The 22,063-nt window shown below is 40.5% G+C and carries 25 protein-coding genes; 11 read left to right on the top strand and 14 right to left on the bottom strand.

From position 1 onward, the window contains the following. The first annotated feature begins 180 nt into the window (after positions 1-180). On the top strand, positions 181-1,281 hold the full coding sequence (locus EHS13_RS11875) for a winged helix DNA-binding domain-containing protein (RefSeq protein ID WP_155700553.1): 1,101 nt from the start codon (positions 181-183) through the stop codon (positions 1,279-1,281). On the opposite strand, the gene EHS13_RS11870 is transcribed toward EHS13_RS11875, so the two are convergent. The 7 genes from EHS13_RS11870 to EHS13_RS11840 all read right to left on the bottom strand — a co-directional run bounded on the left by EHS13_RS11870 (position 1,268) and on the right by EHS13_RS11840 (position 8,637). Further along, complete coding sequence (locus tag EHS13_RS11870; protein ID WP_155700552.1) at positions 1,268-2,077, bottom strand: response regulator transcription factor; 810 nt, start codon at positions 2,075-2,077, stop codon at positions 1,268-1,270. The genes EHS13_RS11875 and EHS13_RS11870 overlap by 14 nt on opposite strands. A 7-nt stretch (positions 2,078-2,084) precedes the next feature. Continuing rightward, the gene (locus EHS13_RS11865) at positions 2,085-3,839 is read right to left on the bottom strand and encodes a sensor histidine kinase (protein WP_155700551.1); all 1,755 of its coding nucleotides are present in this window, start codon (positions 3,837-3,839) and stop codon (positions 2,085-2,087) included. Next, positions 3,836-4,882 (bottom strand): serine hydrolase domain-containing protein, encoded by a 1,047-nt coding sequence (locus EHS13_RS11860; RefSeq protein WP_155700550.1) that lies wholly within the window; start codon positions 4,880-4,882, stop codon positions 3,836-3,838. The genes EHS13_RS11865 and EHS13_RS11860 overlap by 4 nt, the downstream gene beginning before the upstream one ends. A 66-nt stretch (positions 4,883-4,948) precedes the next feature. Continuing rightward, positions 4,949-5,974 carry a LacI family DNA-binding transcriptional regulator gene (locus EHS13_RS11855; RefSeq protein WP_155700549.1) on the bottom strand — a complete coding sequence of 342 codons (1,026 nt, stop codon included), beginning with the start codon at positions 5,972-5,974 and terminating at the stop codon, positions 4,949-4,951. A 14-nt stretch (positions 5,975-5,988) separates the two neighbouring features. Then, positions 5,989-7,152, bottom strand: a complete 1,164-nt coding sequence (locus EHS13_RS11850; RefSeq protein WP_227013902.1) for an amidohydrolase family protein — start codon at positions 7,150-7,152, stop codon at positions 5,989-5,991. 144 nt (positions 7,153-7,296) lie between these two features. Further along, complete coding sequence (locus EHS13_RS11845) at positions 7,297-7,929, bottom strand: ThuA domain-containing protein (protein ID WP_155700548.1); 633 nt, start codon at positions 7,927-7,929, stop codon at positions 7,297-7,299. 12 nt (positions 7,930-7,941) lie between these two features. Then, positions 7,942-8,637: a thymidine kinase gene (locus EHS13_RS11840; RefSeq protein WP_155700547.1), complete on the bottom strand. Its 696-nt coding sequence runs from the start codon at positions 8,635-8,637 to the stop codon at positions 7,942-7,944. A gap of 127 nt (positions 8,638-8,764) precedes the next feature. Here EHS13_RS11840 and EHS13_RS11835 point away from each other — a divergent pair, with 127 nt between their 5' ends. The 4 genes from EHS13_RS11835 to EHS13_RS11820 all read left to right on the top strand — a co-directional run bounded on the left by EHS13_RS11835 (position 8,765) and on the right by EHS13_RS11820 (position 12,196). Then, positions 8,765-9,253, top strand: coding sequence for a glutathione peroxidase (locus EHS13_RS11835; RefSeq protein WP_155700546.1), 489 nt, complete (start codon positions 8,765-8,767; stop codon positions 9,251-9,253). Between the two features lies 1 nt (position 9,254). Further along, entirely contained in the window at positions 9,255-9,707 is a 453-nt protein-coding gene (locus tag EHS13_RS11830; protein ID WP_227013901.1) for a MarR family winged helix-turn-helix transcriptional regulator, read from the top strand. A gap of 25 nt (positions 9,708-9,732) precedes the next feature. Further along, positions 9,733-10,668, top strand: coding sequence for a thioredoxin-disulfide reductase (gene trxB, locus EHS13_RS11825; protein WP_155700545.1), 936 nt, complete (start codon positions 9,733-9,735; stop codon positions 10,666-10,668). Positions 10,669-10,732: 64 nt separating this feature from the next. After that, positions 10,733-12,196, top strand: a complete 1,464-nt coding sequence (locus tag EHS13_RS11820; RefSeq protein ID WP_155700544.1) for a catalase — start codon at positions 10,733-10,735, stop codon at positions 12,194-12,196. An 82-nt stretch (positions 12,197-12,278) separates the two neighbouring features. On the opposite strand, the gene EHS13_RS11815 is transcribed toward EHS13_RS11820, so the two are convergent. Further along, positions 12,279-12,716, bottom strand: coding sequence for a GNAT family N-acetyltransferase (locus tag EHS13_RS11815; protein ID WP_155700543.1), 438 nt, complete (start codon positions 12,714-12,716; stop codon positions 12,279-12,281). 261 nt (positions 12,717-12,977) lie between these two features. On the opposite strand from EHS13_RS11815, the gene EHS13_RS11810 reads away from it, so the two are divergent. Next, positions 12,978-13,214, top strand: coding sequence for a hypothetical protein (locus EHS13_RS11810; RefSeq protein ID WP_227013900.1), 237 nt, complete (start codon positions 12,978-12,980; stop codon positions 13,212-13,214). A 61-nt stretch (positions 13,215-13,275) separates the two neighbouring features. Here the strand turns inward: EHS13_RS11810 and EHS13_RS11805 are convergent, their stop codons facing one another. The 6 genes from EHS13_RS11805 to EHS13_RS11780 all read right to left on the bottom strand — a co-directional run bounded on the left by EHS13_RS11805 (position 13,276) and on the right by EHS13_RS11780 (position 18,374). Beyond that, positions 13,276-14,073, bottom strand: coding sequence for a TatD family hydrolase (locus tag EHS13_RS11805; RefSeq protein ID WP_155700541.1), 798 nt, complete (start codon positions 14,071-14,073; stop codon positions 13,276-13,278). Beyond that, positions 14,070-14,822 (bottom strand): ABC transporter ATP-binding protein, encoded by a 753-nt coding sequence (locus EHS13_RS11800; RefSeq protein ID WP_155700540.1) that lies wholly within the window; start codon positions 14,820-14,822, stop codon positions 14,070-14,072. Before EHS13_RS11800 ends, EHS13_RS11805 begins: the two co-directional genes overlap by 4 nt. After that, positions 14,813-15,586 (bottom strand): ABC transporter permease, encoded by a 774-nt coding sequence (locus tag EHS13_RS11795; RefSeq protein ID WP_155700539.1) that lies wholly within the window; start codon positions 15,584-15,586, stop codon positions 14,813-14,815. The genes EHS13_RS11800 and EHS13_RS11795 overlap by 10 nt, the downstream gene beginning before the upstream one ends. Then, positions 15,583-15,876 carry a thiamine-binding protein gene (locus tag EHS13_RS11790; RefSeq protein ID WP_155700538.1) on the bottom strand — a complete coding sequence of 98 codons (294 nt, stop codon included), beginning with the start codon at positions 15,874-15,876 and terminating at the stop codon, positions 15,583-15,585. The genes EHS13_RS11795 and EHS13_RS11790 overlap by 4 nt, the downstream gene beginning before the upstream one ends. Before the next feature lie 20 nt (positions 15,877-15,896). Then, entirely contained in the window at positions 15,897-16,868 is a 972-nt protein-coding gene (locus tag EHS13_RS11785; RefSeq protein ID WP_155700537.1) for an ABC transporter substrate-binding protein, read from the bottom strand. 252 nt (positions 16,869-17,120) lie between these two features. Continuing rightward, entirely contained in the window at positions 17,121-18,374 is a 1,254-nt protein-coding gene (locus tag EHS13_RS11780) for a glycosyltransferase family 4 protein (RefSeq protein WP_155700536.1), read from the bottom strand. Positions 18,375-18,609: 235 nt separating this feature from the next. Here EHS13_RS11780 and EHS13_RS11775 point away from each other — a divergent pair, with 235 nt between their 5' ends. The 5 genes from EHS13_RS11775 to sigW all read left to right on the top strand — a co-directional run bounded on the left by EHS13_RS11775 (position 18,610) and on the right by sigW (position 22,043). Next, positions 18,610-19,143 (top strand): hypothetical protein, encoded by a 534-nt coding sequence (locus EHS13_RS11775; RefSeq protein WP_155700535.1) that lies wholly within the window; start codon positions 18,610-18,612, stop codon positions 19,141-19,143. 148 nt (positions 19,144-19,291) lie between these two features. Further along, positions 19,292-19,540 (top strand): hypothetical protein, encoded by a 249-nt coding sequence (locus EHS13_RS11770; RefSeq protein WP_155700534.1) that lies wholly within the window; start codon positions 19,292-19,294, stop codon positions 19,538-19,540. A 33-nt stretch (positions 19,541-19,573) separates the two neighbouring features. Continuing rightward, entirely contained in the window at positions 19,574-20,353 is a 780-nt protein-coding gene (locus EHS13_RS11765) for a lipase family protein (RefSeq protein ID WP_155700533.1), read from the top strand. Positions 20,354-20,670: 317 nt separating this feature from the next. After that, complete coding sequence (locus EHS13_RS11760; protein WP_227013899.1) at positions 20,671-21,357, top strand: ATP-binding protein; 687 nt, start codon at positions 20,671-20,673, stop codon at positions 21,355-21,357. A gap of 80 nt (positions 21,358-21,437) precedes the next feature. Next, positions 21,438-22,043, top strand: a complete 606-nt coding sequence (gene sigW, locus EHS13_RS11755; RefSeq protein ID WP_155700532.1) for an RNA polymerase sigma factor SigW — start codon at positions 21,438-21,440, stop codon at positions 22,041-22,043. Positions 22,044-22,063: the final 20 nt, after the last annotated feature.

Genomic DNA, 22,063 nt, shown 5'->3' with positions numbered 1-22,063 from the left:
TTAACATAAAAAATTAAATATAAACTGGGCGTCTAACTAAGTTAGACGTCTCTTTTAGTTGTATGGTTAGCCAATCCAACAATACTGCCATACTGTTGTCAGGGTAGTTGCCTTATAATGAAATTATTAATAATCTTAAAGCTATTATTTAAAAAGTATTATTTCAGGAGGGTATCCAGTATGATCTCACTTAGTACTCGTCAGTTAAACCGAGCACTCTTAGCTAGGCAATTCCTCATACAACGAACTCAATTACCTGAGCTTGATGTACTTGAGCATCTTATTGGTTTGCAGTCACAAGCACCTAACCCTGCTTATATCAGCTTGTGGACAAGGATAGAAGGTTTTGCTCATGAATCCTTGTCGACATTATTAATAAATCGCAGTGCTGTACGTATTGCGCTTATGCGTTCAACTATTTTCCTCGTAACCAGTCGTGATTGTTTAACACTTCGTCCACTCTTGCAATCCGTTTTGAATAATGGGTTAAAAGGTGCATACGGGCGAAGTTTAACAGATGTAGATCTCACTACACTTGCGGCTATCAGCAGAAGTCTAGTCGAAGAACGCCCACGGACCTTCAATGAACTTGGCATAATACTCCAAGAGAGTTGGCCAGAAACCGATCAACATGCGCTTTCTGTTGCAGCACGAACCTTGGTGCCTCTCGTTCAGATTCCTCCTCGAGGAATTTGGGGCAGCAGTGGCCAAGCCATTCATACATCAGCAGAACATTGGCTTAATAGGCCATTGAATACGAATTTTAAGCTTGATGATTTGATCCTTCGCTATCTTAAAGCAGTTGGTCCAGCCACTATTTCAGATATGCAAGCTTGGTCTGGACTAACACGGATTCGTGAAGTTACCGAGCGACTTCGGCATCGTCTCATTATTTTTTTGAATGCTGCTGGCAAAGAATTATTCGATATTCCCGATGCTGAGATACCTGAAGCCGATACTTCTGTACCCGTTCGTTACCTAGGCGAATTCGATATTGTCTTGCTATCTCATAAGGATCGAACTCGCATTATGGCGGATGAGTATCGCAATCGTGTTTTCACAGTAAATGGAATTATTAAAGCGACCATTCTCATTGACGGCTTTGTTCAGGGACTTTGGAGGATAGAGAAGAACAAAGGTACCGCTACTCTCGTCGTGGAACCTTTTATCCCTCTTTCTCATCTGGATAAGGAATCACTGACAACTGAGGGTATTAAACTGCTCGCGTTCGTTGCGCCTGAATTTACGGTCCAAGAGATCCAATTTATTAATCCGGCTTAGCATCTTCGTCTCCATATTCTCTTGGTGTACAGCCTTCTAAGCGCTTGAAAGCTTTAGCAAAAACCTTAGCGTCTAGAAAACCAACAGCATCCGCAATTTCATAGATTTTCAGATCGCCTTTACGCAGCATCGCTTTGGCTTTACTAATCCTAATTCGCGTAAGAGCCTCACTTAAAGACTCATCTGTTTCCTTGCCATAGAGATCACTGATGTAGCTGCGACTTAAACGTACATGCTCTGCAATATCTATCGTACTTATATTGCTTGCATAATTTTCATCCATATAACGAAAGGCTCTGATTACAAATGGGTTGCGTGATAACGGTTCTAATACTCGCAGCTCATCCATGGAATTATTCACAATAATCTGTTTATCCTGACCCTGCTGAAAGCTCGTTAGCTGTCTTCTCATTTCACGTGCTCGCAACAAATCTTCACGCACTGTCAAGAGGATAGCCATTAGTTGATCTGGCTCCATCGTTGGCTTAAGAATATAATCCTTCGCCCCATGCTTCATCGCTTCTTTGACATATGCGAAATCATCCATGCAGCTGAGCACAACTACAGCGATAGATCGTGAATGATTCTGGATCAAACGGATTAGTTCTAATCCATCCATTCGCGGCATCAGTAGATCTGTGATTACAATATCAACCTGAAGCGAATCTATTTGCTCCCAAGCATCAATGCCATCTTCAGCTTCTCCCACATGCTGAAATCCGAATTTTTCCCATTCCACCAATGTTTTTAAACCTATTCGAATAATCGGTTCATCATCAACAATCAATACGTTCAATTAAGCTTCACCGCATTTCTTGGATACTATAGTCTTCGTTTCGATGAATTGGTAACGTAATTCGTACCGTTGTACCTTCTTTTTCTTTGCTAAATATATGCATTTTATAATCGTTGCCATAATAAAGCCTGATTTTCTCGCGAATATGCCGCAAGCCGATTCCACTCATTCGTTCCTTCATAACGTTTGGCTGTGCTGGGAAAACACGAGCAGCTTTTTTCTCGAATCCTGCTTCCCCATCTCTATTTATCATGTATGCAGGCATGCCGACTCCGTTATCCGTTACCTCGCAGAAGAGTAAATCACGATCCATCCAAGCTTTAATCGTAATGATTCCTTTGCCTTTTAGTGGCTTGATTCCATGGAGTATGGCATTTTCAACCAATGGCTGTAGAATCATTCTCGGAACCAAACATGTTTTGGAGAAATCGTCCATATCGAACAACACTTGAATATCGTCTCCATATCGAAAGATTTGGATCGCCATATAAGCTTCAACTAGTAAAACTTCCTCCTGCAAACTGATAAAATCGCCTCTTTTACCTAAGCTAGATTGAAGCAAAAGCACTAAAGCCGTTACTACCTCTGAAATCTGCGGTGTTTTATGTATTTTGGCTACCCACTTAATCGTATTCAATGTGTTATACAAAAAATGAGGGTTAAGCTGATATTGCAGTGCTTCGATTTCAGCATCCTTTTTTAAAGCTTCTTCTTGTTTAACCTGCTTGATTAAATCCTCGATTCGATTCAGCATTTGATTGTAGCTATTACCCAGTTCATTCATTTCCTGCTTGCTTTCCCATACCCAATAGGCTTTCAAATCCCCAAGCTCCGCACGTTTCATCAGTCCTCGCAAATGCAGCAAGGGCTTCATTAAATAACGAGAAAATAGTAGAGAGCTTAGCAAAGAAATCACCAAGATAAACAGCAAGATAAATATCAGCACATTTCGAAAAAGTAATAAGGACCCCGCCGTAAAAGCTTGATTATTAGTCATGTGTGAAGTCCAAACTAAATTACCATAAGAAATCATCTTATCCGAAATCAAAATCCCGGAGCCTTCGCTGTTCTCTAAAGCTTCTTTGTTATACACCGTTTTCCCAGATGACTCCTGAAACTCTATATGTATTTCTGTTTTGTTTATATTCGAATGGGCCATGAATGTCGATAAATTAAGGATTACGATAATCCGACCACGATGTGTCCCAGTTGTCGTTTCTAAGAGCATATCTTCATATCTAACTCCATATGCTTCGGGTCCTGAACTACTCAAACCTACGGACGAGAATAGCGGATTAAAGCTTTTAAAGAGTGATTCATCTATCGTCCGATCCGAGTCCATCGTTTGATCTGGGCCTGTTTGTGAGCATATCGTGCTGCCTTGATAATCAAAAGCTATACAAATCGCATACATATCCCGACTTTGCTGTACCTGTCTCACTAGCAGATCATTAATATAGATCTGCAGTTCATTGAGCTTATCCGTCTGATCTTCTTTGACTCCCAGAATCTGTTGGACAGCAAAATCCAGATTAATATTCTTTGTCATAAGCTCCATCTCTCGAAGCTTCTGCTGAAGCAGTAATATCGTTTGCTCATGTGTTTGTTCAAGCGCTACCTTATGCTCTTGCTCGATAAAAGAAGATGACTGCTGATAAAAAATTAATGCAGCAATTAACAATGGAATAGAACCAATCACTAACAAATACATCAGCAATGAAAATCGAAAGCTACGAATAGAAAGTGGGAATAAGGTTTTCACGAATGTGGATTCACCGCCGGCATAATATAATCAGTAAAAACCTTTATCGGATCTGGATAATTCCCCGTTGGGAGCTCTGCTGTCATCACAACTACCATCTGTTGCTTCGGCATTACGAATATATATTGGCCACCATAACCAGCCGCATAATAAATCGATTGATCCGTGTAGCGCGGATCATTATCGAGCATCCACCAGCCATATCCATAGCTGCCATAGCCAAAAAATTGGCCAGCAGATTGCTTTTGTGTAGATAGCTTTATCCAATTCTCAGGTATGATTTGTTGACCTTTCCATTGCCCATTATGTAGATACATTAATCCGAAATTGACCATTTCCCGGGGAGTTAAGTGCAGCTCAATCCCGCCGATATTATTACCTTGTGGGTCCATGCCCCATTGCTTATCCGAATCCATACCAAGCGGCTGGAAAATCTTCAAATTAGCATAATTTAGCGCTTTCATACCTGTTGTTTTGGTAATAACACCAGACAGCAGATGTGTGGTTTGGTTACTATAATAAAACTCCGTTCCTGGTTTTGCGTAAAGCGGCAGCTCGAGATGGGCTTTAATCCAATTCTCGCTGCTTACCACATCATAAGCGTTCTGGGGATTATTAATTGCAAATCCATCCGTCATCGATATGACATGCTTAAGCTCAATTGTATCAGCTAGGGGCTGTAAACCTGAAGCATAATACTCAGGGAAAATCTCGACAAGCTTCTCGTCGATACCACGAATTTTACCTTCTTCTATCACAATACCAATCAACGCTGAAATCACACTTTTTGTTACAGACATGACATTATTGGAAACAGCCTTGTCCATCCCATGATAATAGTTTTCATAAACTAGCTTATCATCTTTAGCTGCTAACAAGCTATAGACGTTTGGATAAGCTGCTTTAATTTCTTGATCCGCTTTCAGAAAGACTTTTGTAAAATCTGCTTGTGGTGCATTTTTTTGAACCTTCAGCATCATAATCACCACTATCACTAAAAGGAACAAACCAACCATCAGAAAGCTCATTATCGGTTTTTTCATAACTTAATCACTCCTTCATCTATTATACGATCTTTAGATGAAGATGGATTGGTATAATTGTATATTTTATCCTAAAAAATGAGCTTGGTCTATATTATGTACGGAATCCCTCTCTACCAGGTTAGGGCTTATGCGCTCTCTTTTACTACTGCCTTGATGCAAGATTTCCAATAAAAGCTCAGCAGCACGAATACCAATTCGTTGAGCTGAATGGCAAACTGTAGTAAGCGGCGGATTCGAATAGCCTGTAAACGCTGCACCATCATAACCCACTATGGAGACTTGTTCTGGAATTCGAATCCCTAATTGAGTAAGTGCCATAATGGCTCCCATCGCCATTAGGTCATTTGCACAAAAGATAGCTGTCACTTTTGGGTTCTGCATCCACAATTCTCTCACAGCATTCGCACCGCTTGCACCGCTAAAATTCCCAATTGCTATTGATTTAGCCTCCATGGTAATCCCAGCTTTAAATAGCTCTTCACAAAAACCTGCATAACGATCCTTGCAAATCTGCAAGCTTGTAGGTCCATTAATGTAGGCGATTTGACGATGCCCCTTCTCAGCAAGGTACCTGCCTGCCATGCGCCCCCCTTCATAATCATCCGATTGGATCAAAGAGCATTGAGTACCAAAGGCACCTCCGAAATTCACACTTGGAACATTTAAGCGCAGTGCTTCTTTAATGATCGGGTGTGTCTTAGAAAAAGCAGGCAAGAATATACAACCTTCAAGGTTGCGTTTTCCTACCATCTGAGTTAAATCATTATTCTGATACGCTCCAAAAGGTATTGAAAAAATAATCACATCTTTGCCAAACGTACGAAGCGCTTTATGCATGGGTGAAAAAAAGTCATGAAAATCAGGTGTTGCTTCGTAATCAAATTCAGGCATGAATACACCAATAAGATTACTTCGTTTCCCTACTAGCTGCTGAGCTCCAAGATTTGGGACATACCCTAAGCTCCTTGCCATTTCTTCAACCCGTGAAATAGTGCGGCGATGGACGCCATAACTGCCATTTAAAGCACGAGAAACCGTGCTGGCCGATAAATTTAATGCTTTGGCAATATCTTTAATAGAAATGTTCAACGTTTTACAACCTCCTAGACTCCCACAAGAATCTTACCCGCCTCAAACTTTGTTAAAGCCTTTAAATCATATGTTTGACCATTTTTCTTAGACAGCTTTTGAATGGCATCAAGCTGAGTTTTTGTTGCAGGCGCTTTTTGGATAATAGCATCAAGGTTATCATACGCTATTTTTTGAGCAAGGTCTTGGTCTCCCAACAGATCAATTAAACGATACATCCCTTCAATGGCTGTTTCTTCGCTTTGCAGTCCAAAACCAGAGTCTGTGCTCAGCATAAAGTGATTAGGAAATTGCTTCATAACTGGAATAAAATCCTCCAGCTTATTCGAGCTCGCAGAGTTTGAGTCTGTAAAACCTGCAAAGAAATCAGCATATAGATTGGAGTGCTTTTCGAGTAAATTTTGGATATTTTCAGGTGAGTTAAAAGCATTAGCATGCGCAAAAATAAAAATCGTATCAGGATGCGCAATTAATGCTTCCTCCAATTTATCGATTACAATCCCATTTGGTGGATCAATATGAAGCAGGATGGGTGCTTTATATTCTGCACATATATCGTAAATCTGTGGCAGGAAGCCATCCATGGGATCTTCCGCTTTCCACTCAACCATAGATAAGACCGGGGAGTTGGTTGAAGCTGCCGCGATCTCCCCCAATCCAAAGTATCCTTGCTCCAGATTATCTCGGACTACTTGCAGGCTTGATTTATCGTGTAAATCAAAACCGGAGAAATACGGAATGTAGAAGTCCGGGTTTCCCTGATATGCCTCCCACGCCATTCTGTCTGTTGTCATTGCGCTTGATTCGGAAACGTCACCGAAAATAATAACTCGATCAACACTATCCTGCTTCCATGTCTCCACCATGTTTAAATAACCCGAATCACTTGCATCATGATTATGTGCATCCGATAAGTTCAGCTTTCCATATTGCTCTACTAACTCAGTTAATGTCTTTTCCACAGCTATTACAGGAGTTGGATCAGCTGTTTCTTGGATCGTATCTGTTGCCGCAATAGTTGCAGTAATGCTTGGTGATACCTCAGTTAATACAACTATGGGGGCTGTAGCTCTTTTGCTGTTATTGTCCTGTGAAGTCATTATAATTAGACCAACAATACCTATAAGCAATAATCCCGTAATAAGAATAAGCTTTTTGTTAGACATGCTTTTTTTCACAATATCGTCTCCTTCCGTAATATAGCTTGATTGTTAATTATATTAGAATAAATCAGATATGTATATCATTTTAGGGAACGTTTGCAATAATAGATATTTATAAAGCCGACCATTCCCATGTCGGCTTTCATATTAATAGGGAAGCTACTGCGTAAGCCACTTAGCACTATTTTGAATTATTCTACGATAAATGGGATTCTGGAAAGCAGCTACTGTATGTCCTGGCATTAAATAGACGATCCGCCCTAATCCATATTCATGCACCCATGCTGCAGGCCAACGCTGATTCTCATAGGTATATTCGAATAGAACCATTTTCTCGGTGAACGGATCAAACTCGAATTGATACGGCTCGTCTTTAACGGTGAAAGGCTCAAAGCCATCTAGAATTTCATGTTCTGCTGCTGGAGCAATTTCGAAATTCAGCTCCTGAAAAGGAGGGTGCCCTATGAATTTAGCCCCCATCATCTGTAAGAGCTCATACTTATTTTGAAGCGAAATACCTGTATGCAGCACTAACAAACCCCCTCCACCACTTACATATGAAAGCAAGCCAGCGGCTTGTCCCGAGGTCACCTGTTTATTCCAGCAGTCTGTATAAGAGATGCACAAATTTATTTTATTCAAATTATCTGCCTGCAGAATATCATAATCCTCTGTTGCTACTACCTTTATTTGATCCTTAAGAATTTCAACTAACTCATGCTCGATAGCATCTAATGGATGATAAGGGGGATTCGTATAATCTCCAAGTAAAATAGCCTTTTTTTGATTCATATCCACAGGTAATCATTTCCTTCCTGATTCCGTATATTCCTCATATGTATCCCAGAACAGCCGCTCTACTTCGGACTTCTTCCGTTCTGGCAAGGGCAATAGCTTGCCGCTAACCTTCATTTTCTTCATGCATTTGCGACATACTGGAAAGTACGCGACTTCATTCTCCTGTTTATCCGCATTATTGCCAATAACCACCTGCTCTCCCTGAAAAGTAGGCACATTATTCTGAACCCGCAGATTGCGTGTTGCTTTATGGTAACAGAACCAGCAGATAGTTTTAAGCTCCTCGACCTTATCCGCTTCGCTGAATAAAGCATTGCTACCTTCAAAAAGCTCTCCACGAAAATCCGTCCTCAAGCCATAAGCAATAACAGGTATATTCAAATCATCGACAATTTCGGCTAACTGCAGCACCTGATTTCTTCTCAGAAAGTGACTTTCATCAACCAGAATACAATCCACCTGAATTTCACGCTGCACAAAAAATTGCACAATCTCAAAAATATTAGTTTCATCATCAAACATGATCGCTTTTTCCTTCATTCCAATGCGTGAAGCCACAAAGCCAACTCCATAACGATCATCTTTATCTGATGAGAATAACAAGGCCAATTTTCCTTGTTCTTTATAATTATGGTAAGTCTTCAATACGTCTATCGATTTGCCAGCATTCATAGTCGAATACCGATAATAAAATTGTGCCACTTGCTTCGCCTCCAGTAAATAAATTATAAACTATTTCATTAACATTTGACATAATAGCTAAATAGCGATATATTTATTTTACAAAATTTAATTGTGCACAATCTATATTTATAAGGAGGCAAATTAGATGAATGTTTATGAATTTTCAGCCGAAACCACATCTGGAGCTGTGAAGTCCTTGGCCGATTATAAAGGTAAAGTACTCGTAATCGTCAACACAGCAAGCAAATGCGGCTTAACCCCACAATACGAAGGCTTGCAGAAATTGCGCGATAAATATCAGCAGCAGAATTTTGAAGTGCTTGGTTTCCCCAGCAATCAATTTATGAATCAAGAGCCGGGATCGGATGCCGAAATTCAAGAATTCTGCCAGATTAATTATGGAGTTACCTTTCCCGTTTTCCGCAAAATAAACGTCAATGGCTCGAATGCTCATCCTTTATTTAAATACTTGCGTAAAAAAGCACCTGGGTTTCTTACAAATCGGATCAAATGGAATTTTACCAAATTCTTAATCAACAGTCAGGGTGAGGTTGTTAAACGCTATAAACCAACGGCTAAACCTGAAGAGATGGAAAATGATATTAGAAAACTTCTAAAGGCTGAGGTGAAATAAATTGAACGCTAAAGAAGCACTGCGCTTGGATAATCAGCTTTGCTTCACGGTTTATGCCTGTTCACGGGCGATGACCCAGCTCTATCGGCCTTGGTTTGAGGAAATTGGCATTACATATCCACAGTATCTAGTGTTGTTGGTTTTATGGGAGCAGGACGGCGTAACTGTTAAAGACTTAGGTGAACGCTTGTTCCTTGATTCGGGTACTCTAACACCTCTCTTGAAACGTATGGAAACAGCCAAGCTTGTCACACGCAAGCGTTCAACGGATGACGAACGGAAAGTTTTCATCCATTTAGCAGAAGCAGGCAAGCAATTGGAAGCCCAGGCTTGTATCATTCCAGGCGAAATGATGAGTCAACGCGGCTTAAATGCCGAGGAATTCACTACCTTGCTTGCAGACTTCAAGGGTTTATTGGCTAAGCTGCATCAATCATTGGATCAGAAAAATTAAGTTGTTTATAGGAAGGAGCTTTCATATGTATAAAACTATTATTATCGGAACAGGCCCAGCAGGTTTAACAGCTGCCATTTATCTCGCACGCGCTAATTTAAATCCCTTGGTAATCGAAGGCAACCAACCCGGGGGACAGCTTACTACTACAACAGAAGTCGAGAATTTCCCTGGCTTTCCGGATGGCGTTCTTGGCTCGGAGCTAATGTATAATATGCGGATGCAAGCACAACGATTTGGTGCTGAGTTCAAAACGGGCTGGGTAAATAATGTTGATTTCTCCAAGCGCCCATTCAAAGTCAGCGTTGAAGGCTTTGGCATAATCGAAGCTGAATCCATTATTGTATCCACTGGCGCTTCGGCTAAATTATTAGGTATTCCCGGAGAAAAAGATAATATAGGCAGAGGAGTTAGCACTTGTGCTACCTGTGATGGCTTTTTCTTCCGTGGCAAGAAGATTATTGTAGTTGGCGGCGGCGACTCGGCGATGGAGGAAGCTAATTTCTTAACGCGATTTGCCACTGAGGTTCGTGTCGTGCATCGGCGCAGCGATCTTCGAGCATCGCAAATTATGCAGGATCGAGCCAGACAGAATCCAAAAATTGTTTGGAGCTTGAATGAAGCTCCAACAGAGGTTATTGCTACTGAAAAAGGCGTTACGGGATTAAAAGTCCGCAATCAAACTACAGGTATCGAAGAAATTTATGAAACAGATGGGATTTTTGTTGCTGTAGGCCATACTCCCAATACTGGCTTCCTAGATGGGCAGCTTCAAACGGATGATCAAGGTTACTTAATTGTGAATCCAGGTACTACAGATACGAATATTCCCGGCATCTTCGCTTGCGGTGATGTTCAGGATCACAAATATCGACAAGCGATTACTTCTGCTGGCAGTGGATGTATGGCCGCATTGGATTGCGAGCGTTTTGTCGAAGAGCATTCCCTCGTTTACGCCTAATTTTAATAGGTTAAGCTTATATTTATGCAGTTATATTATTCTATTTATAAAGGAGATTGAATCGATGAGTCATTTGACCACGAACCAAGGTGTACCCATTGGGGATAATCAGAATTCTCGAACAGCCGGCAAGCAAGGCCCTACTCTATTAGAGGATTATCAGCTGTTGGAAAAGCTTGCTCATTTTGATCGGGAGCGCGTTCCAGAAAGAGTTGTGCATGCTCGCGGAGCAGGTGCTCATGGTGTCTTTAGAGTAACCCATCCTATGAAGCGTTATACAAAGGCAGCTTTTCTCCAAGAAGAAGGTTTAGAGACACCTGTGTTTGTGCGTTTTTCAACCGTTATTCATGGTCAGCATTCACCAGAGACCTTGCGTGATCCACGTGGATTCTCCGTGAAATTCTATACAACAGAGGGCAATTATGATCTTGTTGGCAACAACCTGCCCGTTTTCTTCATTCGAGATGCGATGAAATTCCCAGACATGGTGCATTCCTTAAAGCCCGATCCGCGGACGAATATTCAAGATGCTGATCGTTACTGGGACTTCATGTCACTTACACCTGAATCAACTAATATGCTGGTCCATCTGTTTAGCGATGAAGGCATACCGGCTAATTACCGCCAGATGCGCGGTTCTAGTGTTCATGCGTTTAAGTGGCTTAATGCTTATGGCAATACGATTTATGTTAAATATCGCTGGGTGCCTAAGCAAGGCGTTCATCATTTATCTGCTGAGCAAGCATCCGAAATTCAAGGAAAAGACTTTAACCATGCTAGTAGGGACCTTTATGATTCCATCGAGCAGGGCGATTACCCTGAATGGGAATTATTCGTACAGCTATTAGATCCCGCCGATTTAGATAATTTCGATTTTGATCCGCTTGATCCAACCAAGGATTGGTTTGAAGACGTAATTCCATTCCAAAAGGTCGGTTCGATGATTCTTAATCGCAACCCAGCTAACGTATTTGCTGAAACTGAGCAGGTTGGCTTTAACCCTGGTGTGCTCGTACCTGGCATCGAAGCATCCGAAGACAAGCTGCTGCAAGGGCGCTTGTTCTCTTATTCAGATACTCAACGTTATCGGATTGGCACCAACTACTTACAATTGCCGATTAATTGCCCCTATGCACAGGTTGAGAATAATCAGCGTGATGGAGCTATGCAAACTAAACCACAGAACCAACACATTAATTACGAGCCTAATCGTCATGAAGGTACACCTAAGGAAAATCCCAGCATAACTGAGACTATATCTCCATTGAATGGCTCTGCAGGTCGCCAAAAAATCGAGAAAACGAATAACTTTGGGCAAGCTGGTCAGGTCTGGCAGCGTTATTCGGCAGAGCAGCAGGCTCAAGTCATTAAGAATATGACAGCCGATCTCTCCAATGTCGATTCCAAAACTGTACTACGTGCCATCTGCAACTTTTATATTGCCGATGCTGATCTTGGCAATCGACTTGCAGCAAGCTTAGGTATCGATATCACTCCGTATCTGAAGCATATGGGTCCTCAGCAATAATTAGAAAATCGCAAATGTATTGATAGTTAAATCTTAGACAAAAAAATAGCCTGAACTCCGACAAGGGGCGCAGGCTATTTCTTTATAATGTTTTCTGCATACGCACGTGCATAATTCCAGCTTCTTCGAATGGCTCATCTGAGATAATAACATACCCTAACTTAAGATAAAATGCTTCCGCATGACATTGCCCATCCAATAAAGTGTATTGAAATCCAGCTTCACGTGCTTGCTGTTCAAGTGCTAGAATTAACTTCTTTCCTATCCCTAAACCTCGAAATGGCTTCAAAACAGCTAACCGTTGCAACTTAGCCGTATCCACTTTATAAGCTTGCCAACGGCCTGTCGCAACAGGTTCATTATTATATAACAATAAAGAATGGCGGCACGCTTCAGGAGAAGCATCAAATTCATCGATTTCGATGTCAGCTGGAACTCCCTGCTCTTCTACAAATACGATCTTCCGGATGGTAAAGCATTGGTTTAACTCTTCCATAGTTTGAACTCTAACAATTTCCATGCCTACACTTCTTCCTATATAAGATGAATACAATCATACAATAATCCAAAATACTTTACAAAATAAACACTTCCGTATATGCATTTTGTAAGCGCAATCCATTGACGTTAAGCTCGAATTTCTGTATGATTTAACTACAGATAAGCACAAAATTTACCACCTAATAAGCTTGATCGACTTGATGATTCTACACAAAAGTTGATGATGCTTATTTTTTGTCTCCCTGCTTAATCTGAACCATATCTTTTTTCCAATAAAAAAGTGAAGGGGTTGAATCGAATAAAAATGATTCCTGTTACATCCAACAAAATCGTCGCAATTGGTTACAATAATGAAGAGCAAGCGATTTATGTGACCGATAAGCTGCATCAAACCCATGTATTTCCTAATCGTACTCAAGAGGACTTTTACCAATTTAGGAATTCTAAGCAGCAAGACTACTTCTTCCTCCACATCCTCCAAAAGCTCCCTACCCTAGAAAAGTCCCTTATCAAGTAGTTATATAATGTTATGTGGGCGTGAATGCGGATCCTGCCACTTGGCGGGTCTTCATTCACGCCTATTTCTCTACCTTAATCCTATAGAAAGCGATTGTATTCTGTCTAATAATTTCTCCAGCCTCTTCAGGATCTAACTCCTTAATTTCCGCTAGCTTGTGAATATTCTCAGCTAGCATACGCGGATGAGTCGTTTGTCCGGAGAATGGTCCTTCGAATGGCCACGGCCCATCTGTTTCCACCATCATTTGGGTGATGGGATAAATGGCTGCCAGCTGTTGAATCTCCTGCTCATAGAGAATATCAGGCGTGAATGAAATGAAATATCCCTTGTCGATCATTCGCTCAACCGTTTCACGGCTGCCTTTAAACCAATGAAAATGGGCTTGTGAAACTTTATATTTCTCCAGTAAATCACAGACTAGATCAGCATCTTCATAAACGGCATGCAGGATAATTGGCTTTCCTAGATCAGCAGCTAACGCAATAAACCGTTCCAGTAATGCGAGGTAAGGCTTCAGATCAAAAACCAAGCCCTGCTCCTCTGCTTCAAGACGATTATAATAAGGCAAGCCAACCTCACCAACTGCCACCATCTTAGCTTGATGCAGAATTATCCAAGCAAAAAGCTGCTCAAGCTGCTCATCTGCTGGCAAATCTTGCTCAGGGTGAAAGCCAAATGCTGCAAGCACCTGCTCTGGATGCAGCCGCTGAAGCTCCAAATTAGCCATGCATGAGTTTAAATTCATCGAGACAGCAATTACAGACTGAACAGCAAAAAACGTCAGCTCATCTAAGATAAGCTGACGCTCTGCCACAGGATAGAGGTCCAAATGGATATGGGCATCAATTGTTTTCATACATGCACTCTTTTCATTGTGGCATAGATTTTCTGCTTCAAGGTTTGAAACATCGGTTCACTTAATACTTCTTCCCGGCGAGGGCGTGGAAATGGCACTTCTATTTCTTGAATGATCGTAGTGGGCTTATCCGATAGCAGATAAATCCGATCCGATAAGAACAGCGCTTCTTCGATACTATGCGTAACGAATAAAACCGAGCGTTTATTCTGCTCCCAAATCGAGAGTAACCAACGCTGCATATCCATGCGAGTTAAGGCATCCAAAGCGGCAAATGGTTCATCCAAGCACATGAATTCCTGCGGACTTAGTAAGGCGCGGAGAAATGCAGCCCTTTGCTGCATTCCGCCTGATAGAACATGCGGATATGCTTTTTCATAGCCAGCTAAACCTACCTTAGCTAACCACTCTCTTGCTTGAGCGATAGATTGCTTGGCGGGAATTCCAGCGACCTCCTGAGCGAGAATAACATTTTCTTCAATGGTCCGCCAAGGAAACAAGGCATGTGTTTGCGGCATATAGCTAATAAGACCCTTTTGTCCGGTCACTTCTTTGCCATCTATCCATACTTCACCGTGTGAAGGGGCTACTAATCCACCTATGATATGAAATAGTGTGCTTTTCCCACATCCAGACGGTCCAATGATCGAGACAAACTCGCCTTTCTCGACATGTAAAGAGATATCCTTAAGAACCGTATCGATTTTGCCATTTTCCATGAAGGTTTGTGAAATTTGCTTCAGTTCCATTTATGCGACCTCGATTTCCAACGAATCACGATGCTTTCTAATATAACGATGGAATAGAATAAAATTATACTCAGCAGCACTATAATAAAAATCGAATCAAATACCCGATCCGTCTTAAAACCTGCTTTTTGCTGCTTCATATAATAACCAATCCCTTTATCCGAGCTAAGCCACTCTGAAATCATTGCACCTGAGACTGCATAAGTAGCCGAAATTTTTAAGCCTGAGAAAAAGCTCGGCAAAGCATGGGGCAATTCAAGTTTACGGAAAATTTGCAGCCGAGTTGCACCAATCATTTTCATATAATTTAACATGACTTGATCTGTTTGTAGAAATCCATCCATCAACGCAACTGCAATTGGAAAAAATACTACAATTGATATAACGATAATTTTAGGCAGAACCCCAAAGCCAAACCAGATCATCAGCAGAGGAGCAAGGGCAATCATCGGGATATTCTGTGTAAGCACTAGAATAGGATAAAATCCCTTCTTGAACCCCGGTATTAAATGCAGCAGCCATGCGACACCAACTCCAATAACAATTCCGATTGCAAAACCAATTAAAGTCAGCTTAATAGTAGCAACCGTATGCATCCATAGACTTCTAAAATTGTGTATACCTTCTTGTATAATCGAAATCGGATCAGGTAAGATCCATAACTCAATATTAAAAATAACAACTGCCAGCTGCCAGACTACAAGCAGCAGAAAAACCACCATTATTGGTGGCCAAGCTGCTTTAAACCATTTGGAGCTGATCATGAGCGATATTTCTCCGTCAGCTTATCCATCGATGCACCTTCGGGTTTGAATAAAAGCTTGATTTGAGAAAGCACACTAGGACTGCCAAACTCGATCATGGCATCATTCATCTTTTTCACAATCTCCAGCAGCTGTTCAATGTCACCCTCCATAGTGGTTTCCATCGCGCTCACCTGATATTTAACACCTGACTCTTGAATAACTTGAATGGCGCGATCCACATAAGGGATAACCTCTTCGTTGTTTTTAGTTTTTGGTATAATTTGAATACTTAAAAGTGCGTTTGCCATCTCTAAAACCTCCATTTTGATTATGATTCGGGTAAGAATTGATTAGTAAAAGCTTTATCTGAATCTAGTGGCTTTTCCAAAAGCTTGTGCTCGGTCAACCAATTTGCATAATTGTCCCAAACCGTCTTCTTCTGCTCACCCCAACGCGGCGCATCTGCTTGGTACTGCGGACTCAACCATTTCTGGCTGGCTCTCACTAAATCCTTATTAATGTCTGGAACAGCTTTGATTAGTATCTCTGCGGCTTCTGCAGGGTGGTCTATTGCGTATTTGTAGCCCTTTGCAGTTGCTGCGACGAATGCTTTTACTGTATCTGGATTATCTTTAATCATCGTTTCATTCGTAATTAAAACCGGTGTGTAGTAATCCAATTTCTCATTGAAATCCTTAAGATACAGCATATCCAAAGGCTCCTTGCGCAATTCCGCTTCAATCCCGGTCCACGCATAGAAAATCCATTCAAAATCAATATCTTTCTTGATAGCCGTGAAGTAATCCGCATCACCGACGCTTACGCTTTTCAGCTTGCTATAATCAGCTTTAGCATCCTCCATCATCGCTTGCAGCACTGAATTCTCGAATGGAGAGCCAAAACCGCCATAGGTTTTACCTTCATAATCCTTGGGAGTTTTAATATTCTTACTTGCAGGTGCGGCAAACCCTGAAGTGTTGTGCTGGATAATCGCAGCAATTGAAACGACAGGTACATTCTGTGTTCTAGCTTGGGTAAGGCCATCCTGACCGCTTATCCCAAACGGCACCTTGCCGGATGCAACCATTGTATCAGCCCCGCTCTCATTCGGTTGAATGATTTCAACATCTAGACCGGCATCCTTGTAGTAACCTTGATCCAGTGCAGCATAAAGTCCGGTATGATTCGTATTCGGCGTCCAATCCAAGACTATTTTCACTTTATCCGATTTACCACAAGCCGTTAAAACCAATATCATTAACATTACAACTACTAATCCTTGCAAATAAAACTTCTTCATTTCTCTTCCCCCTCCAATTTTACAAACAAAAAAAACGCTCCCTGATCAAGGAGCGGATAAATTAAAGACCACAACAATTAGAGTTGTGGCCCACGTAGGTTAGGTGTAAATTCCCTCCGCCGGCATTATCCAGATCAGGTTCGGTCGAAAGCGATTTAGCTTTCCTCTCAGCAAAGTTTCCTAAGCTCCCGTATTAATATTTAGTTTTCGTAATCAATATACTGTGATTAGTAAATTAAGTCAACACATTAACTAAGTAGATGGACTATTTTTCTCAATCTTTCTTTTTTGTGAAAGAGAACTTTCGTAAACCTTTACCACGTTTCTAACCCCTTCATCCAGCGACCAATAAGCCATCCCCCACTTTTTAGCATTAGCTCCGAGCTCTTTTCTATAGGCTTTATCTCCTAGCAATATATCTAAATTGTAGCATAATTTCTCAACATCTCCTGCGGGCGATATTATCCCTGTAACTCCATGCTCCACCATTTCAGGCAAGCCGCCAGCATCACTAACAATTACAGGCTTTCCGGCAATTTGTGCTTCTATTACGGATAAAGATTGGTTTTCGAGGAGACTCGGTAATACAAAAATGTCTGATCTAGCTAGAATACGAGGAATATCATCTCGTTTTTCGTAGAAAAACACATAATCCGTTAACTCCAAGACCTCACTCTGGACTTTCAGCTCTGCATATTTTTCTCCCTCTCCAACAATCCAGCACACCCAATCCTTACGGATTTCCTTTAACTGACTGAGTGCAGATAATAGGTGATGAACACCTTTGAGCTCAACGAGCCTACCTGTATAAAGAATGACTTTCTTATTTGCTGGACGGACGATTGGACGTTGCAGCTGAATGGCCGATTTATCAATCATTTGACTCAGAAAGGTCTCCACATCATAGCCATAATGCAATATTTTGAGCTTTTTATCCGGAACTTTGAACTCATCCATCAGAATATTCTTTAACCATTGGTTAGCGACAATCGTATATTTAGCAGAAGTAGCACCAATATACTCCAGCTGATCAAAATAAGCCTTTGCCATTTCAAAAGTAGGCGAATTCATTATTTGATGGCGCATCTCATGTGATACACAACCATGGAGAGTAGCTACCAATGCAGTTCCGCTTGGTTTAACACGCTTTAAACATACGGTTGAAAGTACATCTTGAGTATGAATGACTTCATATTTATCTAAACCCAAATAAGCTGCAGCTAATTCAAAAACACGGCTTTCTACTTCACAATATTTCACTACTGGATCTGCGTAATTCTCTGGATATGGTTTTTTGCCTTGTTTTTTTTCGACAAGAGGGATTAACTTGCTTCTTTTTACCTTGCGGTGTTCATTTACGATATAAACATACTTGTTCCCCTCGCCAAAACCAAGGATATCGACTTCGTGACCTAGCAGCTCAAGCTTTTTCTTAAGCTGCCCCATGTAATTCCATACTCCACCAACATGTGGAATAATCCAAAAGGTAGCAAGCAATATTCTCATAAATCTATCTCCTTCTGTTAATGGCTTAATAGTAACGATTCTATGCTCCCTATATAAGTATTAAAGTTATGCTGATATGGTATGGACGGCTATCTTAACCGTTAAGAATTACTTTTTTATATCTTTCTACTATTTTTCAAACTATTAATTATTCTGTCCAATCAAAGGTTGCTAGATTGAATACTATAAGATATGTCACAAGGTGGCATAATACATTTAACAGGAGGTAATTCAAATGCCATTAGCCTTACAAGATTTTACTAGCCCCACTAATACTTTGGTAATAGCAGATACAGCAGCAGGGCCAGGGACACTGCCAACACCTGCAGTTTTCGTAGCTCCAACTACACCTTTTATTGATGGAGTTAACGCGTACATTTGGTCGCCTAATAATGCATCGGGACAAATAGTTACGTTGCGTACTGATTTTTTTGTTGTCGGTCTGCCTATTCTCGCAGTTATCCTGCCCGTGAGCGTTTTTTATGCATATGCAGGTAATGAAACAATTACAGTAACAGCAACACTTGATGTCATTAATATATTAGGTATCATTGTTCTAAGTATTCCATTATTCGTAGATAACAATCTTGGCAATCCCGATAATGTCGCGATAGCTTCGGCGGACGCTTTGCTTGGAGTTGGAATCTTAACTGGCAATACTGTACGTATTAGAGTTGATGCTGTAGGAGTAGCACCGGTAACTCTTCCATATGCACCACCAAACACAGGCCGTTACCTTGGCGAAATCACTGTACGTACTGTCATCTAATTTCAATGAATTTACAGGATATGGGATGTTATTCAATCCCATATTTTGTTTTACATAGTTCAAAATAAACATTTAAACTGGATTTGTTTTAATAACCTATCCATTGGGTAAACACTATTAAGATTTTTTTTAACTGGAGGTTACTAATATGTCTGAATATAATCTATCATTCGATGAAGCCATAGAAAAATGCTTTGACAATGAAGGTCTAATTAGAGGAGAAAACTTTTCAAACGGTAATTATGTAAAAAACATTGATGGAATGTTAGTTTTGATTAATGGAAGCTACTCCCATAAAATGATTGATGATTTTCTGCTAACCAAATCCGTATATTCACAAAAGTATAAATTGTTTTCCTATCCTAACTCGAACCCTGAGCATCCATCTAACATATAATAACGCCTAGATCCTTTAAGGCAGGCGATAATCATGTTGGAAACAATCAACTACAAGCTGGCACTTTTTTTAATCTGCTCCTGTCATCAAACTTATAATCAGTTTCTCGATTCTGCAGGACGCTTTATTGTTCCTGCCGGCTATCGATATATGACCTCTTTCTCAGCTGAAGCTTATGGATTCGCCCAAGAAACATTTGGGTATTTAATCGAGTCCGATGATACAATTGTCCTTGCTTTTCGCGGAACAACATCAGCAGCAGATACTGTATCGGATTTAATCGCACGTCAAATGCCTTATCCTTGGTTTGCCAATGGCGGGAATACTCACCGCGGTTTTACTGAAATATATGCTTCAGCAAGAAAACAAATCCTCGACGCATTAGCTAAAAGTGATTCCCACAAAAAACTAATCATTACCGGACATAGCCTAGGTGGCGCTTTAGCTACCTTATGTGCGCTTGATTTGGCTTATAACACCAAATTTGCATCTCCTATAGTCTATACTTATGGAGCACCACGAGTTGGCGATCCGACATTTGCTGCAGCTTACAATCAAAAAATTGCATTTAGCCACAGAATTGTCATTGAAAGTGACTTGATCCCTCTAATTCCTCCACCCCTTTACAAAATCCCTTCCCAATCCAAAATTTATCATTATCGTCATGTTAAAGGTGGTTTTACTTTACATTTTCTGACGGATTCCTTCTCTAAAAATCATGCGCTGTTTAATTATTTTACTATGCTCGCTAAATATGAGTCGGCCTATGCCATTCATCTCTGCAGTCAGCTCCCTTCAATCTGTCCAATTTAATTTATTATGTGGCAAATCTTAAGATTTGTGAGATAATAAGTTGCTTTGTGCTAAAATTAGGAAGGATTGGTATACCTGCAGAACATCATTAACTTCGAGCTTCATTGTGTGCTATATGTTATGTGTGCTTGCTTGGTCTATTTAATTATTGCCCCTTTATTTATGAATACCAATCTTAAACGCAAACTGCTATTTGTTTACATAATGATAGTTATCACAATACTTTATGTCCTTTTGAAAAAATAGATTCGACTTTATTCGTCTATCATTCGATATTTATTTGTTATATCTATGACCATGTAAAGCGGCAAGAGAAGATGAAAGAAGAGCTCATAAACGCCGATAAATTTCAATTGATTGGTCAATTGGCCGCTTCCATTTCACATGAAATTCGTAATCCATTAACGACCACTCGTGGCTTTCTGCAATTAATGGCACGCGACAATATTACAGCTGAGATTAGAAATAAATTTGTTAACCTTGCAATAGAAAGCATCGTTAGCGCCAATACGATCATTACCGATTATTTGAATTTCGCCAAGCCAAATGTGGAAAAAATTGTTCCGATAGACATTAAAACAGAAATCTCGAATAGTATACCTTTAATCAATTCTTTATTGACCATATCCAACATTGAAATGCATATCCAGCACGCCACAGATCAACCCTTGCTCATCTTGGGTGAATCTAAAAAGCTCCAGCAATGTCTGCTGAATCTGCTGAAGAACTGCATTGAAGCCATGCCCGGTGGTGGTAAAATAATGATACATACATCACTTGAAAGTAATTTGATCCTTATGTCTATCGAGGATACTGGAGAGGGAATGACTCCTTTGCAGATTAAATCATTAGGCTTACCCTTCTATACGACTAAAGATAATGGCACAGGATTAGGTCTTATGGTGGTTACAAGCCTATTAAAAGCGATGAATGGCCGAATATCTTTCTTGAGCAAACCTAACAAAGGGACGACCTGTTTAATAGAATTTAAAAGAATCAGCTAATAATGTTGAGATGGGCTTCATATCATACGAAATACATGGTACTATTAAAGAATAGACTGTGAACGATAGGAGGATTATCTATGAGCTATGCGGAAACAAACTTAGTCAAATTATCACTGACAGGAGATCGTTCTGCTTTTGGACAATTGGTTGAATTGTACAAAGGTAAGATTCATCGACTCGCTTATCGCATGACGAACAATCCGCATGACTCTGAAGATGTCGTTCAAGAGACGTTTATGCGCGTGTATATGAATTTAAACCGCTATGATGAGAAACAGAAATTCTCAACTTGGATTTATCGGATTGGCAAGAACCTTTGTGTAGATCTATTGCGAAAGAAGAAAACGACCTATTCATTGGATGCCGAGATCGCCGGTGAAGATGAATTGAACCACTACGGTATTCTATCCAGTGAAGATAAAAGCCCCGAAATGGCTTTAATGGAAACCGAATTGCAAGATCAGCTTACGCAGGTCATCAATAAAATGTCGGATAAATATAAGGCGATTGCTACTTTATATTATGTCCATGATTTATCTATTCAAGAAATCAGCGAGAGGCTTAGCATGCCGATCACAACAGTTAAGACCCGGCTTTATCGTGGACGTGAATATCTCCAAAAGCGTTGGGGTATGTCGTTCTTAATTAGCCTTATGACCTTCTTTAATTTCATCATTTTATAGATCCGCCATATAATATCTGA

It is taken from the genome of Paenibacillus psychroresistens, from assembly GCF_009728935.1.
Lineage (GTDB): Bacteria > Bacillota > Bacilli > Paenibacillales > NBRC-103111 > Paenibacillus_AC > Paenibacillus_AC psychroresistens.
Note: the sequence above shows the minus strand (reverse complement) of the source record. Positions and strands in the feature narration are given on the sequence as shown.